General features: G+C 67.6%; 14 protein-coding genes. 6 read left to right on the plus strand and 8 right to left on the minus strand.

What is annotated here, in order from left to right:
* Nucleotides 1-4 precede the first annotated feature (4 nt).
* Both rocD and VHP37_11180 read left to right on the plus strand, forming a co-directional pair.
* Complete coding sequence (gene rocD, locus VHP37_11175) at nucleotides 5-1258, plus strand: ornithine--oxo-acid transaminase (protein HEX2826900.1); 1254 nt, start codon at nucleotides 5-7, stop codon at nucleotides 1256-1258.
* On the plus strand, nucleotides 1242-2783 hold the full coding sequence (locus tag VHP37_11180; protein HEX2826901.1) for an aldehyde dehydrogenase family protein: 1542 nt from the start codon (nucleotides 1242-1244) through the stop codon (nucleotides 2781-2783). Before rocD ends, VHP37_11180 begins: the two co-directional genes overlap by 17 nt.
* A 198-nt stretch (nucleotides 2784-2981) precedes the next feature.
* Here VHP37_11180 and VHP37_11185 read toward each other — a convergent pair whose 3' ends face one another.
* Nucleotides 2982-3920, minus strand: coding sequence for a tripartite tricarboxylate transporter substrate binding protein (locus VHP37_11185; GenBank protein ID HEX2826902.1), 939 nt, complete (start codon nucleotides 3918-3920; stop codon nucleotides 2982-2984).
* A 113-nt stretch (nucleotides 3921-4033) separates the two neighbouring features.
* Entirely contained in the window at nucleotides 4034-4600 is a 567-nt protein-coding gene (locus VHP37_11190) for a DUF4124 domain-containing protein (GenBank protein HEX2826903.1), read from the minus strand.
* A 35-nt stretch (nucleotides 4601-4635) separates the two neighbouring features.
* Here VHP37_11190 and VHP37_11195 point away from each other — a divergent pair, with 35 nt between their 5' ends.
* A complete protein-coding gene (locus VHP37_11195) occupies nucleotides 4636-5742 on the plus strand; it encodes a Gfo/Idh/MocA family oxidoreductase (protein HEX2826904.1) in 1107 nt (368 codons plus the stop codon).
* 169 nt (nucleotides 5743-5911) lie between these two features.
* Here the strand turns inward: VHP37_11195 and VHP37_11200 are convergent, their stop codons facing one another.
* A complete protein-coding gene (locus VHP37_11200) occupies nucleotides 5912-7576 on the minus strand; it encodes a PQQ-dependent dehydrogenase, methanol/ethanol family (protein HEX2826905.1) in 1665 nt (554 codons plus the stop codon).
* Nucleotides 7577-7666: 90 nt separating this feature from the next.
* Between VHP37_11200 and VHP37_11205 the strand changes: the two genes are divergently transcribed.
* From VHP37_11205 to VHP37_11215, 3 genes are read left to right on the plus strand one after another with little or no spacing between them, the layout of a single operon-like run.
* Nucleotides 7667-8611 (plus strand): tripartite tricarboxylate transporter substrate-binding protein, encoded by a 945-nt coding sequence (locus VHP37_11205; GenBank protein ID HEX2826906.1) that lies wholly within the window; start codon nucleotides 7667-7669, stop codon nucleotides 8609-8611.
* The gene (locus VHP37_11210; protein HEX2826907.1) at nucleotides 8611-9843 is read left to right on the plus strand and encodes an aconitase X catalytic domain-containing protein; all 1233 of its coding nucleotides are present in this window, start codon (nucleotides 8611-8613) and stop codon (nucleotides 9841-9843) included. Before VHP37_11205 ends, VHP37_11210 begins: the two co-directional genes overlap by 1 nt.
* On the plus strand, nucleotides 9840-10256 hold the full coding sequence (locus tag VHP37_11215) for a DUF126 domain-containing protein (protein HEX2826908.1): 417 nt from the start codon (nucleotides 9840-9842) through the stop codon (nucleotides 10254-10256). The genes VHP37_11210 and VHP37_11215 overlap by 4 nt, the downstream gene beginning before the upstream one ends.
* Nucleotides 10257-10350: 94 nt before the next feature.
* Here VHP37_11215 and VHP37_11220 read toward each other — a convergent pair whose 3' ends face one another.
* From VHP37_11220 to VHP37_11240, 5 genes are all read right to left on the minus strand, one after another.
* Complete coding sequence (locus VHP37_11220) at nucleotides 10351-11184, minus strand: dienelactone hydrolase family protein (protein HEX2826909.1); 834 nt, start codon at nucleotides 11182-11184, stop codon at nucleotides 10351-10353.
* A gap of 4 nt (nucleotides 11185-11188) precedes the next feature.
* Entirely contained in the window at nucleotides 11189-12445 is a 1257-nt protein-coding gene (locus VHP37_11225) for a multidrug effflux MFS transporter (GenBank protein HEX2826910.1), read from the minus strand.
* Between the two features lie 448 nt (nucleotides 12446-12893).
* Entirely contained in the window at nucleotides 12894-14279 is a 1386-nt protein-coding gene (locus tag VHP37_11230; GenBank protein ID HEX2826911.1) for an efflux transporter outer membrane subunit, read from the minus strand.
* A gap of 175 nt (nucleotides 14280-14454) precedes the next feature.
* Complete coding sequence (locus tag VHP37_11235; GenBank protein HEX2826912.1) at nucleotides 14455-15585, minus strand: ABC transporter permease; 1131 nt, start codon at nucleotides 15583-15585, stop codon at nucleotides 14455-14457.
* The gene (locus VHP37_11240; GenBank protein ID HEX2826913.1) at nucleotides 15582-16457 is read right to left on the minus strand and encodes an ABC transporter ATP-binding protein; all 876 of its coding nucleotides are present in this window, start codon (nucleotides 16455-16457) and stop codon (nucleotides 15582-15584) included. The genes VHP37_11235 and VHP37_11240 overlap by 4 nt, the downstream gene beginning before the upstream one ends.
* Nucleotides 16458-16497: the final 40 nt, after the last annotated feature.

The following is a 16497-nucleotide window of genomic DNA, read 5'->3' on the forward strand; positions in this document are numbered from 1 at the left end:
TGCCATGAACGACACCCCCCTGATGGGCTCGACCGCGCCGATGGCGCTCGAACGGCGGTACGGCGCCCACAACTACGAACCTTTACCGGTCGTCCTCGTGCGCGGCGAGCGCGTGCACCTGTGGGACGACCAGGGCCGGCGCTACATCGATATGATGGGCGCGTATTCTGCAGTCAGTCTCGGCCACGCCCATCCGCGCATCCTTGCTGCACTGCGTGAGCAGGCGGAACGGCTGTGCGTCACGTCCCGCGCGTATTACAACGACCGCCTGCCGTATCTGCTCGAGCGCCTGTGCGAGATCACCGGCCAGGACCTGGCGATCCCCGCGAACACCGGCCTCGAAGCGGTCGAAGCCGCGCTCAAGGCCGCGCGCAAATGGGGCAACAAGGTCAAAGGCATCCCGTCGGAGCGCGTGGAGATCATCGCGTGTCGCGGCAACTTCCACGGCCGCTCGATCGCCATCGTCGCGTTTTCCACCGAGCCTCAGTATCGCGACGGCTTCGGTCCTTTTCCGCCGGGCTTCCGCACGATCCCCTTCGGCGACGCTCACGCGCTCGAGCGAGCGATCACCGACGACACCGCCGCTTTCCTCGTCGAGCCGATCCAGGGCGAGGCGGGCATCATTCCGCCGCCGCCCGGTTATCTCAGAGAGTGCGCGCGCATCTGCCGCGAGCGCAACGTGCTGCTCATCTGCGACGAAGTGCAGACCGGCCTCGGCCGCACCGGCCGCGTGCTCGCGTGCGAGCACGAGGGCGTGAAGCCCGACGGCATCATTCTCGGCAAGGCGCTCGGCGGCGGCGTGCTGCCCGTCTCGGCGTTCTGCGCGCGCCATGACGTGCTCGGCGTCTTCAGGCCGGGCGACCACGGCAGCACGTTCGCGGGCAATCCGTTGTCGTCGGCGGTCGCGCTCGAAGCGCTGGCGGTGCTCGAGGACGAGCATCTGGCCGACCGCGCCGCGGAGCTCGGCGACTACCTGTTCGGCAGGCTGCACGCGGCCAGGCTGCCGCTCGTGAAAGAGGTCCGCGGCAAGGGACTGCTGATCGGCGTCGAGATCGATCCCGCGTACGCGAGCGCGCACGAGGTGTGCCTCAAGCTGCTCGAGCACGGCGTGCTCTCGAAAGACACCCACGAGACCGTGGTGCGGCTGGCGCCCCCGCTCGTGATCACGCGCGAAGAGATCGACGAAGCGCTCGAAGCGCTGCGCGCTGCGCTGGTCGAAATCGAAGAAGAGGCGACCTGCGATGTCGGATATCCGTAGCGAGATCGTTCACGACACGCTCGGTGCGCTCGGGCTCGTCAAGGAGAATCCTGCTGCTTATGACGGGACGCGCTGGATGAGCGGCGAACGCTCGTTCGCGTCGATCGATCCGTCGTGCGCCGAGCCGATCGCGCGCGCCGGCGCATGTGGCGCGGCCGACTACGAATCCTTGATGCAGGCCGCGGTCGAGAAAGCGCGCGCGTGGCGCGCGGTGCCGGCGCCGCAGCGCGGCGAGGTCGTGCGCCTGATCGGCGCGGAGCTGCGGCAATACAAGGACGCGCTGGGCACGCTGATCTCGCTCGAGACCGGCAAGATCAAGGCGGAAGGCGACGGCGAAGTGCAGGAGATGATCGACATCGCCGATTTCGCGGTCGGGCAGTCGCGCATGCTCTACGGCAAGACGATGCACTCCGAACGTCCCCACCACCGGCTCTACGAGCAATGGCATCCGCTCGGCGTGGTCGGCGTGATCACCGCGTTCAACTTCCCGGCGGCGGTTTGGTCGTGGAACGCGTTCATCGCCGCGGTGTGCGGGAACGTCGTGGTGTGGAAGCCTTCGCCGAAAGCGCCGCTGACCGCGCTCGCGGTCCGGCACATCGTCAATCGTGCGCTGCACGCTTCCCCGCATCGCGGCGTCTTCCCGCTCTTCATCAGCGACGATGCGGCGCTCTCGCAGCAGTTTGTCGCCGACCCGCGCGTCGACCTGGTGTCGTTCACCGGGTCGAGCGCGGTCGGACGGAGCGTCGCGCAGGCGGTGAGCGGGCGCTTCGGCAAGTATCTGCTCGAATGCTCGGGCAACAACGCGGTGATCGTCGACGAGACCGCCGATGTGGAGCTCGCATTGCGCGCGATCCTGTTCGGCGCGGTCGGGACCGCGGGCCAGCGCTGCACCACCACGCGGCGGCTGATCGCGCACGAGCGCGTGTACGACACGCTGTGTGCCCGCCTCGCGGATGCGTATCGCAAAGTGAGCATCGGCGATCCGCTCCAGACGCGCACGCTGATGGGCCCGCTGATCGATGCCGATGCGCTCGAACGCTATCGCTCGGCGATCTCTGCGCTGCGCGAGCTCGGCGCGGAGATCGCCTGCGGCGGCAACGCGCTCGCCCGGCCGGGATACTTCGTCGAGCCGACGCTGGTGCACGCCAAGCCCGACTGGGCGCTCGTCCACCGCGAGACGTTCGCGCCGATCCTGTACGCGATGCGCTATTCGGCGATCGAAGAAGCGATCGCGATCAACAACGCCGTGCCGCAGGGTCTGTCGTCGTCGCTCTTTACGCGGGACCTGCGCACCGCCGAGCGCTTCCTGTCGGCAGCGGGCAGCGACTGCGGCATCGCCAACGTCAACGTCGGAACGTCCGGCGCGGAGATCGGCGGCGCGTTCGGCGGGGAGAAAGAGACCGGCGGCGGCCGCGAAGCGGGCTCCGACGCATGGCAGGCCTACATGCGCCGGCAGACGAACACGATCAACTGGGGCACCGACCTGCCGCTGGCGCAGGGAATTCAGTTCAACGCGGGGGAGTGAGGCTTAAAAATCAATTAACCGCAAAGGACGCAAAGGACGCCAAGGAAAAGCCTTTCGTCATTGCGAGGAGCGCGAGCGACGAAGCAATCTCGAAACGTTCGTCACGTGCGCACGAGATCGCCACGCCGCCGGCGGCGGCTCGCGATGACGTTCTTTGGTTTCCTTTGCGTCCTTGGCGTCCTTGGCGGTTCAGCTTTCTCATTCCATCGGCGGCAGCTTCGCCGCTGCGACCACCTTCTTCCACTTCGCGACGTCCTCGCGCAGATAAGCCGCGTATTCCTGCGCGGGCATCCCCGAAGCGTCCATGCCCATCGCGGCGAGCTTCTCGCGCACGTCGGGCAGCGCGAGCGCTTTGGCGGTCGCGGCGCCGAGCTTCGCGATCACCGCGGCGGGCACGTGAGCGCCGGTGAGCAGGCCGTAACGCGAATCGACTTTCACGTCCGGCAGTCCCGCTTCGATGAACGTCGGCACATCGGGCAGCGACGACGCCCGTTTCGCGCTCGCGACCGCGAGGATGCGCAGCCGGCCGCTCTTCAACTGCGGCAGCACCGGCGGCACCGCGATGAACATCGAATCCACGTGGCCGCCGACCACGTCCGACAGCGCGAGCGCTGCGCCCTTGTAAGGCACGTGGACCATGTTGATGCCGCTCGTCATCTTGAGCAGCTCGCCGGCGAGGTGCAGCGAGCCGCCCGTGCCGGACGACGCGTAGTTGAGCTTGCCCGGACGCGACTTCGCCAGTGCGACGAATTCCTTGACGGTCTTCGACGGCACCGTCGGATTGACGACGAGGATGATGTCGCTCGTCGCGAGCGAGATGACCGGCGCGAAATCCTTCAGCGGATCGAACGGAAGCTTCGCGTGGGTCGCCGGATTGATCGTGAACGACGACGAGATCACCAGCAGCGAATGGCCGTCCGGCGGCGCCTTGGCCACGAGCTCGCTGCCGATGATGCCGTTCGCGCCCGCGCGGTTGTCGACGACGAACGGCTGGCCGAGATATTCCTGGAGCCGCGGCGCGACGGGCCGCACGACGAGATCGTTGGGACCGCCCGGCGGGAAAGGCACGATGACGCGGACGGGCCTGGAGGGGTACTCCTGCGCGTACGCCACGGCCGTCATTGCGAGGAGCGACATGCCGAAGCCCCGGAAAAGCATCCGGGGGACGAAGCAATCCCGGAGCGTCCTAGAGCGGTTTCCGTGCGCCACGAGATCGCCGCGGCGCCTTCGGCGCCTCGCGATGACGCTAATCAACGCCTGCCGCGCGCCGCCACCGCACCGCGCGACGTGACGAATGCCCTGTTGCCGAAGTGACCGTGGTGACGATGCCCCACGAAGCTGCGTCCGACGATCACCGCGCCCGGCCAACCGAACGAATACGCCGGGTAATAGCTGGGGTAATAGCTCGGGTAATAACCGGGGTAGTAGCCGGAATCGTAGTAATACGGATCGTAATAAGCCGGAGGTGCGGGCGGTGTGGTGTAGTAGCTCACCGCCGGCGGCGGTGAGGGCGCCACCGCGGGCGCCGAGCTGTAAGTCTGCGATTGGGATCTCACTTGTCGTTCGAGGTTGTCGATGCGGTCGAGCAACTTCTGCTCGGTGGGCGTCGCGTCGCGCGCGCCGGCGCGCTTGCCGCTCTTCTTCTCCTCGCGCACCACCACCTGGAGGTCGGTCACGCGCCTGGCGTTCGCCGGCGGCGTGTCCGAGATCACCGTGGTGCCGCGCTCGTCGGTCCACGTGTAGATATCGGCGAGCGCGGGCAGCGCGATCGCGCAGGCGACGACGAGGAGCGACGTGCGGTATAAAGAAGTGCCCACCACTCAATACTACGCCACTTCAGAGGGAGGACACCATGGCCAGTTCCGCACCGCTTCGAGTCGGTTTCATCGGCGCCGCCGGGCGCTGGGGCCCGCGCGCTCACATCCCGGCGCTCAAGCAGCTCTCGGACATCGACCTCTACGCGTTCTGCACCGCGCACGCCGACACCGCGCAGGCGGCGGCGGAGCAGCACGGCGTGCCGCGCGCGTACGGCGACGACCAGCTCATGAACGCGAACAAGGAAGTCGAAGCGGTGTGCGTCGCGGTGCGCGTGCCCAAGCATTTCGAGCTCACCAGGAACGCGCTCGAAGCGGGCAAGCACGTGTACTGCGAATGGCCGCTGGGCGCGACGCTCCAGGAGACCGAGGAGCTCGCGAAGATCGCGCGCGAGATGAACGTGCGGACCATGGTCGGCCTGCAGCGTCGCGCTTCGCCCGCGTACATGCGCATGCGCGAGCTGGTGCAGGAAGGCTACGTCGGCAAGGTGCTGTCGGTGCACATGATGCAGATGGGCAGCGGCGTGCTCACGCGCACGTCCGACCGCACGTGGCAGAAAGACGTCAAGCTCGGCGCGAACACGCTCACCATCACCTTCGGCCATTCGATGGACGCGCTGTGCATGGTGGCGGGCGAGCTCACCGAAGTCGCGGCGGTGGTGAGCACGCAGGTGCCGCAGTGGCGCGAGAGCGATACCGGGAAGTTCGTCGACGTGACTTCCCCGGACAACATCCTGCTGTCGGGGCGGCTCGAGAGCGGCGCGGTCGTCAGCGCGCACGTCGGCGTGCATCCGTATCACGGCAGCGGTTACCGGCTGGAGGTCTACGGAACCAAAGGCGCGCTCGCCATCATCGGCGGCGGCGAAGCGGGACAGGAAGCCAAGCGCATGCTGATGGGCGGCCGCGAAGACGACAAGTCGATGCAGCCCCTGGAAATCCCCGAGCGCCTGAAGTGGGTGCCCGAAGGCGTGCGCACCTTGAAAGAGGGTTACGACGTCGGGCAGATGTGGGTGAACTTCGCGAAGGCTATACGCACCGGCGAGCGCATCGAGCCCGATTTCGATTCGGCGGTGCGCCGCCACCGGATGCTCGACGCGATCCAGCGCGCGTCGGAGACCGGCCAGCGCCAGAAGATCGCGCTGTAAAAGCGTTTTTACCGCCAAGGACGCCAAGGACGCGAAGGAAAAGCACTTCAAAAAATGGATTCCCGCGTACGCGGGATTGACGTGTGTCCACTTCGCCCGGTCGGCGGTAAAAAAACGCGCCGCCTTCCTTTGCGTCCTTTGCGTCCCTGGCGGTCAATGCTTTTTTGCTTTATTCGGGCATGAGGGCGAACGTCCACATCGACCCGCCGGTCGGCACGGTGTCGCCGACCATCGCACGCGCCGAGTTGCCGCCGAGGCCTGACGCGATGCTCACGTACTGCCGGCCTTTGTAGGTGTAGGTGATCGGCGTCGCGTTGATCGCCGAGCCGGTCTGGAACTCGTAGAGCACCTTGCCGGTGTCGGCGTCCATCGCCAGGAACTTGCCTTCGAGGTTGCCGGTGAAGATCAGCCCGCCGTCGGTCGCGAGCATGCCCGACGAGCTCGCTTTCGTGAGCGGGATCGACCACTTCTTCTTGCCGCTGATCGGATCCATCGCGATGTGGTGGCCGACGATGTCGCCTTCCTTCGGCACGTGGCGCTTGGTCGGCGCGGTGTGCGTCCAGCGGTTGCCGAGCACGAACTCTTTCGGCGCCTCGAACCGGACGATGCGCGGCAGGTCCCACGAGCTCGTGTAGATCAGCCCGGTCTTCGGGTTGTACGCGACCGGTGTCGCGTTGACGCCGCGCTGCGGGTAGATCGCGACTTCTTCCCCGCGCGTGAGCTTTTCGGCGAGGTCGGTCAGCACCGGCCGCCCGGTATTCAGATCGATGTGCGTCGCCCAGTTCACGCGCGTAAAGGGATGCGCCGCGATCAATTTACCGTTGGTGCGGTCGATCGTGTACATGAAGCCGTTCTTGTTGACCTGGATCGCTACCTTGCGTTTCGTCCCGTTCACCGTGATGTCGGCGAGCACCGGCTCGTCGGTACCGTCGACGTCGTACACGTCGTTCGGCGTGTACTGGTAGTGCCACACGAGCTCGCCGGTCTTCGGCTTGATGGCCAGCAGGCTGCTCGCGTACAGGCTGTCGAGACCGCCGCGATTCTGCGGCGCCCACGGCTGCGCGTTGCCCGTGCCCCAGTAGACGAGGTCGAGCTCGGGGTCGTACGCGCCGCTGCGCCACGTCGGCGCACCGCCGTACTTGTACGCCTCCGAATCCTTCGGCCACGTCTCCGAGCCTTTCTCGCCGGGGGCGGGCACCGTATAGATCTTCCAGAGATGCTGGCCGGTCTCGGGGTCCCAGCCGTTGAGGAAGCCGCGGGTCGTGAACTCGCCGCCCGCCATGCCGGTGATGAGCACGCCGTTGGCGACGATGGGTGCGCTGGTCGCGGTATAGCCTTCCTTGTGGTTCGCGAACTTCTGCTTCCACACCTGCTTGCCCGTCTTCATGTCGAGCGCGACGACGTGGTTGTCGAGCGTGATGCGGTAGAGCTTGCCGTTGTAGAGCGTCGGCGCGCCGCGGCTCACGACGCCGCAGCACGCCTGGCGCGCGGCGTCCGGGTCCCATTCGGCGGGCGTGCGCCAGATCTGCCTGCCCGTGGCGACATCGATCGCGAAGGTCCACCTGGCGTTGATCGCGTACATCACGCCGTCGTACACCGTCGGCTGCGCGGTCTCGCCGTAGTCGTTCATGAGGTTGATGCTCCAGACCGGCACCAGGCGCTTCACGTTCGACTTGTCGACCTGTTTGAGCGCGCTCCAGTTCTTGAGGTCGTAACCCATGCCGAGGGTCACGACGTTGTCGGTGTTCTTTCCGGCGTTGACGAGCTCGTCCCGGGTCTGCGCGTGGACGCCTGCGACGCACGCGAACGACAGTGCCGCGATGATCGTTTTCATGGCTCCCCCTTTGTGCGATCCACCTTCGCGAGTCAGTGTACGGCATACTCGACGGCGGTCTCGATCGAAGCTCACATTACGGACACGATGATGCGCTTCTCGCTTTTCACGGTCGGCGTTTTCGCAGCCGGCGCTGCCGCGGCCGCCGGACCGGTGCGCGTGGTGGTGCCGTTCCCCGCCGGCGGCCCGACCGACATGGTCGCGCGCCCGTACGCGCAGCTGCTGGGCGAAGCGCTGAAGACGACCGTGATCGTCGACAACCGCGGTGGCGCGGGGGGCGCGATCGGCGCGGAGCTCGTCGCGAAGTCGGCGCCGGACGGCGCCACGCTGCTGATGGCGACGGTCGGCACGCACGCGATCAACGCCTCGCTGTATCGCAAGCTCGCCTACGATCCGGTGCGCGACTTCACCCCGATCGCGCTCGTCGCTGCGGCGCCGGTGGCGGTCGTCGCGCATCCCTCGCTGCCGGTGCGCGACGTCAAGAGCCTGGTCGCGCTCGCCAAAGCCCATCCGGGGAACATCACGTTCGGCACCGCGGGCAACGGCACGCCGGGCCATCTCACCGGCGAGATGTTCAAGGCCGCTGCCGCGGTGAATCTCCAGCACGTGCCGTACAAAGGCAGCGCGCCCGCGGTGATCGACCTCGTCGGCGGACACCTGCAGCTCATGTTCGACCCGCTGCAGTCGGTGATCGCGCAGGTGCAGGGCGGCAGGCTGCGTGCGCTCGCCGTCAGCAGCGCGTCGCGCGCCGCAGTGGTGCCGAACGTGCCGACGATCGCCGAATCGGGTTATCCCGGCTTCGAAACCACCGCCTGGTGGGGCGTCTTCGCGCCGGCGAATCTCCCGGCGGCGCAGGCCGCGAGCCTCACCGCCGAGTCCGAAAAGATCGCGCGCGGTCCGGGTTTCGCCGAGAAGCTGGTGCCGCTCGGGGTCGCGCCGACGGCGAGGACGCTGGGCGCTTTCGCCGATTTCCAGCGCGCCGAGCTTGCGAAGTGGGGCAAGGCGGTGCGCGATTCGGGCGCGACGGTCGATTGATGAGACTGAACGACGAAGAGCAGGACATCCTCGCCGGCAAGCAGGGCCCGGTGCCGCAGGAGGCGCTGCGCCACCAGATGCTGGTGGGCGGGTTCTTCGGCGCCGCCGATTTCGTGCCGGTCGCGCAGGCGCACATCATGGCCGACACCGAGAGCCTCGGCGAAGCGGGCGTGCGCTGGCTCGAGAATCTCGCGGCCGTTGAGGTGGGGCAGCGCCGCGTGCGCATCCCGACGATCACCGATCCGCGCGGCACCGATTTTTCGAAGGCCGAGTTTCTCGGACAGACGCCGTCCATGCTCGCGCTGGAGCGGCGCGCGATCGACGCCTTCGTGAAGCTCGGCGTCGTCATGACCGACACCTGCATCAACTACCAGACCATACAGGCGCCGACGCGCAACGAGCACGTCGCGTTCGGCGATACCGGCGTGGTCATCTATTCGAACTCGATCTGCGGCGCGCGCTCGAACTTCGAAGGCGGCCCGTCCGCGCTCTCCGCGGGCATCACCGGGCGCACCCCGCGCTACGGCTTTCACCTCGACGCCACGCGCCGCGCGACGCTGCACGTGCGCGTCGGTTTCACGCCCGCCTCGCTCAACGACTGGGGCGCGCTCGGCGCGTGCATCGGCAAGATCGCCGGCAACTACTGGGCGGTGCCGGTCGTCGAGGGGCTGGAAGGCGCGCCGCGCTCGGATCAGCTCAAACACTTCGGCGCCGCCATGGCGAGCTTCGGCTCGGTGGCGATGTTCCATCTCGTGGGGATCACGCCCGAGGCCGCGAAGCTCACGGACGTCGCGCCCGCGGGCCTGCGGCGGTTCGCGGTGAAGCGCGAGGATCTCGAAGCGCTCCAGCGTTCGTACCGCAAGGACGACACCGTCGACGTGGTGGTGTTTTCCGCGCCGCAGTTGAGCCTGTACGAGCTGCGCGACCTCGCCGCGCTGTGCGACGGGCGGCGCTTCACCGTGCCGCTGCTCGCGGTGACGAGCCCGCAGGTCAAGCCCGACGCCGACCGCATGGGTTACAGCGCGACGATCGAGGCGGCCGGCGGCACCGTGCTGTCGGGCATGTGTTTCTACCAGTCGTACGCGCGCGAGATCGCGGAGGCGAAAGGCTGGAAGCGCCTGGCGACCAACAGCGCCAAGATCGTCAACATCCTCGGCGGCTACGGCTACCAGCCGATGCTCGCGTCGATGGAGGCGTGCGTCGACGCGGCGGTGACGGGAAAGCTCGCATGATCGATACCGAATTCAAGGCGCGCCATGCGATGGGGCGCACCGTGCGCGGCATCGCGCTCGTCGCCAACGACGGTTTCTCTGCGCGCTACGACCTGGACCGCATCGCCGGCGTGTTCTCGCGGCCTTCGCACAAGCTGGCGGGGCGATCCTACGTCGATCGCATCCTCGTCCTCGATACCGCCAAGGGCGGCGTCGCGAGCGCGTGGATGCTGCACGAGATGAAATCGCGCGCGATCTGCCCGCTCGCGATCGTGTTCAACTCGGTCAATCCCATCCTGGCGCAGGGCGCGGCGCTGGGCGACGTGCCCATGATGGCGGGCTTCGACGTCGACATCACCGCGGCGATTCCCGACGGCGCGCAGATCGAGGTCGATCCTGCGTCGGGCGTGGTGCGCATCGTTGTAGGGGCTTGAACCGCGGAGGTGCGTCCGGCTTTCGCCTGACGCACCCTACGTGGTGAACAGGGTTCCCTCCCCCTCAGGGGGAGGGGCAGGGTGGGGGTGGGTTTTACTCCAGGTGCTTCTCGAAAAACGCCTTCACCCGCACCTTCGCATCCTCGCGCGCCTTCGGATCTGGCGCGATCGTGACGCCTTCGCCGGGGCGCGCGCCGTTCGGCACTTCGGTGCGCACGCGCGCCTTGATCGTCGGGTTGTCGAAGTCGTGGTACGCCCCGGGATAGACGACGATGCTCGCGGGCTCGCCGCGCGCTGACACCGTGTCGATCAGCGTCTTGCACGGCGCGGCGGGCGTCCAGTCGTCGGCTTCACCGATCAGCACGATGAGCGGCGCGTACGGATGGAACGTGTCCGCCCGCTTCGCGCGCGTCCTGCAACCGGGGTAGAACGCGACCGCGGCCGCAAAAGGCGCCGCGTTCGCGGGCTTGCGCGAGATCGAGTTGAGCACGGTCCCTCCGCCGTGCGACCAGCCCAGCAGGCCGATGTGCTTCGAGTCGATGCCGAGCCTCTCGCGCAGGTAGGCGTGCGCCGCATAGGCGTCGCCGACGCGGTCGGCTTCCTTGATGGTGCGCTCGGCGTTCTTCACGGTGCAGATCTCGCGCAGGCCGCGCGACGTGAAGCTGTCGAGCATCAGCACCGCATAGCCGAGGCTCTGCAGGTACTCGCCCCACATCGCATGGCGCGAGTTGAGCGCGCCGCTGCGGGTATAAGCGCCGCCGCACCCGTGCATCATCACGATCGCCGCGTGGGGCCTCGTTTCGGGCAGGAAGAGGTGCCCGACGAGCGGCTCGGGCGAAGAAGAGAGTCCCGCGGTCGGGATCTCGACGCGCTCGGCGGCGAGACACGGCAGGCCTGTCAGTGCGAGGACGAGGATGAGCGAGCGCATGCCCTCATTCTAAAGGCACCGTCTCCCACGCGTTGACCTGCTCGGCGTGGCGGCGCCGGCGCTCGTGCAGCGACACGCCGATCGTCCACAGCGCCAGCGATACCGCGACGCAGGCGAGCTGGCCGGCGGCGAGCCACAGCGGGTCGTGCGAGAGCGAGGGCGCGAGCACGCCCGCGACCGCCGCGCCGAGCATGGTCTGAGTGAACGACTGGCACGACGACACCAGCCCTTTCATCTGCGGAAAGAGATCGAGCACGAGGTTCGTGACCACCGGCGCGACCACCGAGAATCCGAAGCCGTAGAAGAGCAGCGGCAGCACCGACCACGGCAGCGCGGGCGGAAAGAACGCGTGGTAGAGCACATTGCCGCCGGTGGCGAGCGCGAGGAAGCAGAAGCCGATCGCCACGTGCGTCGCGATCGTGATGCGGCCGGCCAGGCGATTCGATGCGAGCGCGCCGAAGAAGATGCCGGCGACGGTCGGGATGAACTGCCAGCCGAACTGATCGGGGCCGAGGTGCAGGTGCTGCGTCAGGAACACCGGCGCCGCGGCGACGTACAGGAACAATCCGGCGAAGTTGAACGCGATCACGCCCGCTTTCAACTGGAAGAGCGGCGAAGTGAACACCTTCAGGTAGCTCCTCGCGAGCGCGCTCGGGCTGAACGGCTGGCGCTTGGACGGCGGCAGCGTCTCGGGCAGTTTCCGATAGCAGTACCAGACGAGGAAAGTCGAATACGCGAACAGGAAGAGAAAGATCGCGCGCCAGTCGCGCAGCTTCACGATCCAGCCGCCGAGGATGGGGGCGATCGCGGGCGCGATGGCGAAGATCATCGTCACCAGCGACAGGAGCCGCGTCGCCGTCGCACCCGAATAGCAGTCGCGAATGATCGCGCGCCCGATCACCACTCCCGCTCCGGCGGAGATGCCTTGCAGCACGCGGAACGCCCACAGGTATTCGACGCTGTGCGCCGCGGCGCAGCCCAGCGAGGCGACGGCGAAGATGCAAAGCCCGCCGATGATGATGAGGCGCCGTCCGAACGCGTCGGAGAGCGCGCCGTGCCACAGCATCATGCATGCGAACGCGAACATGTACGCAGTGAGGCTCTGCTGCACTTCGAGCGGCGTCGCGTCCAGCGTCGCTGCGATGTTGGGGAAAGCGGGAAGGTAGGTGTCGACCGCGAAAGGCCCGAGCATCGCGAGCCCCGCGAGCAGCAGCGCAAGCCGGCCTTCGCTGGCCGCACGGTCGGTTGGGGTCTTGGGCACGCCGCGTTGATGCACGCCCCGTACCTGCATCACTGGCGATGGTGCCGCAGGAACCGTGCTGCGCGGCCGAAAAGCGCGGCGCGCTTGCGCGCACCCTACGGTTGCTGTGCGATGACTCCCGCGAACGAGTCCCGCCTTTCGCGCCCGCCCGGCGACCGCCCGCACTTCACGGCCTGTCGACGCGACAGGTATGCCCGTATCTCTTCGATCGGCGTACCCACCGCGAATACCGCGGCTTTCAGCTCGGCGGCCGTGCAACCGAGCCAGGCCGCCCAGTAACGGGCTTCGGAATCGCTGTGGACGTGCACGTGCTGCCGCGGCGCGGGGGCCGCGTTCCTTGTTCGCATCGTCATGGTAGACCGCCTTCGGAGGCGTCTCGAAAATCGCCTCTGCGGTACTTCATAACGACAGATTGTCGGACTCATCGAGGTGCGGGCGTTGATCCACATCAACTGTTCCAGCCGCCGCCCAGCGCTTTCACCAGCCTCACCATCGCGGCATAGCGTTGGCCCTCGAGCTGCGCGAGCCGCCGCTGCTGCGCCAGCAGGTTGCGCTCGGCGTCTGCGACTTCGAGATAGTTCACCGTGCCCGCGTCGTAGCGCGCTTTGGCGAGCGTGACGACCTGCGCCGCCGAGCGCACCGCCTCGGTCTGCGAGGCGCTCTGCTCGGTGCGCAGCGCGATCTGCGCGAGCGCGTCTTCGACTTCGCGCACCGCGGACAGCACCGCCGCGCGATAGTCCGCGATCCCTTGCCGGTACACCGCTTCGGCGCGCCTCACGTCCGCCGCGGTGCGGCCGCCGGTGAAGAGCGGGATGCCGATGCGCGGACCGATCGACCACACGCGGCTGTCGCTGACCAGCAGCCGGCGCGCTTCGTCGCTCAGGAAACCGCCCTGGCCGACGAGCTGTATGGAGGGGAAGTAGGCGGCGCGCGCGACGCCGATCTGCGCGTTCCTCGCCTGCAGCGTGCGCTCGGCGCGCGCGATGTCGGGCCGGCGCTCGAGCAGCTCGGACGGCAGTATGGAAGGCACCGCGAGCGAGCGCGGCTCGAGCGGGCGCTCGGCGATCTCGAAGCGGCTCGCGGGCTTGCCGCACAGCACCGCGAGCGCGTCGACCGTCTCCGCGCGCTGGCGCCGTGCGTCGGCGAGATCGCTCGCGGCCGTCGCGGCCTGCGCGCGAGCCTGCTCGAGGTCGACGCCCTGGAGCACCCCGGCCGCGAAGCGCTCTTCGAATATGCGCAGCGACGCGGCGCGCGATTCGACGGTGCGCCTCAGCGTCGCGATCTCGGCGTCGAGCGTGCGCACGATGAAGTAGTTGATCGCGACGTCCGCGGTGAGCGTCAGCAGCACGCTCTGATGGTCGGACACGCTCGCTTCGGCCTGCGCCCGCGCCGACTCGAACGAGCGGCGCACGCGTCCCCAGAGGTCGATCTCGTAGCCGAGGTCGGTCGGCAGGCTGAACGTATCGATGCGCGCTGCGGGGATCGGGAAAGGGATCGGCGTCGGCGGATTGCCCGACGTGCGCTCGCGCTTCACCGACGGATCGAGCGTGATCTGCGGATAGAACGCGGCGCGGGCGAGGCCCGCGATCGCGCGCGCCTCGTCGACGCGCGCGACCGCCGCGCGCAGCGACGGATTGCTCTCGAGCGCCGAGGCCTGGAGCGCGTCGAGCGTCGGATCGGCGAACGTCTTCCACCACTCGCCGCGCGGCGCTTCGTCGCTGGCCGTCGCGACTTTCCATTTCCATTCCGAAGGCACGAGCTCGTGCACGTCGGGCTTGCGGTAGTCCGGGCCCACCGTGCAGGCGGTGAGGAGCAAAGCCGCGAGGGCGTACAAGAGGATGTCATTGCGAGGAGCGAAGCGACGAAGCAATCCCGAGACGCTCGATAGCACCGAGCGCCGATAGGCGCTTAAGCCCGCTGTTGCGCCCGCAGCGTAGCGGAGGAGCGGCGTAGACTTTTTTGTGAGCCACGTCGGCCTGCCGGCCTCCTCGCGATGACGGGTTCTCATGTCAATCCAGCGTCTGCCGATACCGCTTCACGCCGATCGCGAGCGCGATGACCGCGAAGAGCGCGATCGGCCACAGCTCGAACAGCGAGTCGGCGAAACCGTTGCCCTTGAGCAGCAGCCCGCGCACGATGCGCAGGAAATGCGTCAACGGCAGCAGCTCGCCCAGCACCTGCGCCCAGTGCGGCATGCCGCGGAACGGGAACATGAAGCCCGAGAGCAGAATCTGCGGCAGGAAAAAGAAGAAGCCCATCTGCATCGCCTGCCGCTGGTTCTCGGCGATGGTCGAGAAGGTGATCCCGACCGCGAGGTTGGCGATGATGAAGACGAACGCGACGAGGAGGAGCACGGTCACGCTGCCGAGCATCGGCACGTGAAACAGCAGGGCAGCGGCGAGCAGGATCAGCGCGACCTGTATGTAGCCGACGAGGATGTACGGCACGATCTTGCCGATCAGCACCTCGGCGGGGCGTGTCGGCATCGACAGCAGGTTTTCCATCGTGCCGCTCTCGCGCTCGCGCGTGATGGCGAGCGCGGTGATGAGCACCATGGTCATCGTCAGCACCACGCCCATCAGCCCCGGCACGATGTTGTACTGCGTGATCGCCTCGGGGTTGTAGTGCGCGTGCACGCGGAGCTCCACCGGCGGTGCGGTCGCCGCGAGATTCGCGAGCGGTCCGACGAGATCGTGCCTGAGCGCCGAATCGAGTATTGCCGGCAGCGAGCCGATCGCGTTGCCGGTCGTCCCGGGATCGGTCGCGTCGGCCTCGACGAGGAGCGCCGGCCGCTCGCCGCGCAGGAGCCTGCGGCTGAAGTCTTCCGGCACGTTGACGACGAACTGCACCGTGCCTCGCGCGAGCGCTTCGCGAGCCTCTTTCTCGGTCTGGAGCTCGCGCACGACGTCGAAGTAGCTGCTGTTCTCCAGCGCGCTGACGATCGTGCGCCCGTGCGGCCCGCGATCGGCGACGAGCACCGCGGCGGGCAGGTGCTTGGGATCGGCGTTGATCGCGAAGCCGAACAGCACGAGCTGCGCGAGCGGAATCCCCACCATCATCGCGAAGGTGAGGCGGTCGCGCCGCATCTGGATGAACTCCTTGACGATGAGCGCGCGCAGGCGAGCCAGCGAAAAGCTCATCGGCCCAAACCGGGGTCGGACCCCAAAGAAGCCGGGCTCCGACCCCTGCGGTCACTGGGGTCTGACCCCGCTTTATCGGGGTCAGACCCTGGTTTTTCATCCATGAGGTGGATGAAGACGTCTTCGAGCGTCGGCTGGTCCTTTTTCATCGTCTCGTTCGCATGCGCCACGACTTCGTCCACGGTGCCGTAAGTCAGCAGCTTGCCGTCGGAGATGAACGCGAGGCGATCGCAGCGCTCGGCTTCGTCCATGTAATGCGTGGTGACGAGGAACGTCAGGCCTTCGGCGGCGTAGGCGTGGATCTCTTCCCAGAACTCGCGCCGCGCCTTGGGATCGACGCCCGCGGTCGGCTCGTCGAGCAGGAGCAGCTTCGGGCTGTGGATGAGGCACGCCGCGAGCGCCAGGCGCTGCTTCCAGCCGCCGGAGAGCGTCCCGGCGAGCTGGTCGCGCCGGCGCTGCAACCCGAGCCGCTCGAGGCTGTCTTCGACCGCGCGCTTGCGCTCGCGCACCTGATACACGCTCGCGACGAAGTCCAGGTTCTCCGCGATCGACAGGTCTTCGTAGAAGGAGAAGCGCTGCGTCATGTAACCGACCTCGCGCTTGATCGATGCGCTCTCGCGGATGACGTCGTAGCCGAGGCAGGTGCCGCTGCCGTCGTCCGGTCGCAGCAGGCCGCACAGCATGCGGATGAACGTGGTCTTGCCGCTGCCATTGGGTCCGAGGAAGCCGCAGATCTTTCCGGCCGGCACCTGGAGGTCGATGTGATCGACCGCGACGAGCTTGCCGAAGCGCTTGGTCATGCCGCGCACGTCGATGGCCAGGTCGGTCGAAGATGGATCCCCGCCTTCGCGGGGATGACGCCTTTCCGTCATTCCCGACCGCGCCTCATATCCGTCATTCCCGACCCCCGCG

The organism is Burkholderiales bacterium (assembly GCA_036262035.1).
GTDB lineage: Bacteria > Pseudomonadota > Gammaproteobacteria > Burkholderiales > SG8-41 > JAQGMV01.

Excerpts from the sequence above, each read along its gene's own strand:
- VHP37_11235 (HEX2826912.1), bottom strand. The coding sequence starts at position 15,585 with ATGAGCTTTTCGCTGGCTCGCCTGCGCGCGCTCATCGTCAAGGAGTTC.
- VHP37_11185 (HEX2826902.1), bottom strand. The coding sequence starts at position 3,920 with ATGTCGCTCCTCGCAATGACGGCCGTGGCGTACGCGCAGGAGTACCCC.
- VHP37_11240 (HEX2826913.1), bottom strand. The coding sequence starts at position 16,457 with ATGACGGAAAGGCGTCATCCCCGCGAAGGCGGGGATCCATCTTCGACC.
- rocD (HEX2826900.1), top strand. The coding sequence starts at position 5 with ATGAACGACACCCCCCTGATGGGCTCGACCGCGCCGATGGCGCTCGAA.
- VHP37_11215 (HEX2826908.1), top strand. The coding sequence starts at position 9,840 with ATGATCGATACCGAATTCAAGGCGCGCCATGCGATGGGGCGCACCGTG.
- VHP37_11210 (HEX2826907.1), top strand. The coding sequence starts at position 8,611 with ATGAGACTGAACGACGAAGAGCAGGACATCCTCGCCGGCAAGCAGGGC.
- VHP37_11195 (HEX2826904.1), top strand. The coding sequence starts at position 4,636 with ATGGCCAGTTCCGCACCGCTTCGAGTCGGTTTCATCGGCGCCGCCGGG.
- VHP37_11200 (HEX2826905.1), bottom strand. The coding sequence starts at position 7,576 with ATGAAAACGATCATCGCGGCACTGTCGTTCGCGTGCGTCGCAGGCGTC.
- VHP37_11205 (HEX2826906.1), top strand. The coding sequence starts at position 7,667 with ATGCGCTTCTCGCTTTTCACGGTCGGCGTTTTCGCAGCCGGCGCTGCC.
- VHP37_11180 (HEX2826901.1), top strand. The coding sequence starts at position 1,242 with ATGTCGGATATCCGTAGCGAGATCGTTCACGACACGCTCGGTGCGCTC.
- VHP37_11220 (HEX2826909.1), bottom strand. The coding sequence starts at position 11,184 with ATGCGCTCGCTCATCCTCGTCCTCGCACTGACAGGCCTGCCGTGTCTC.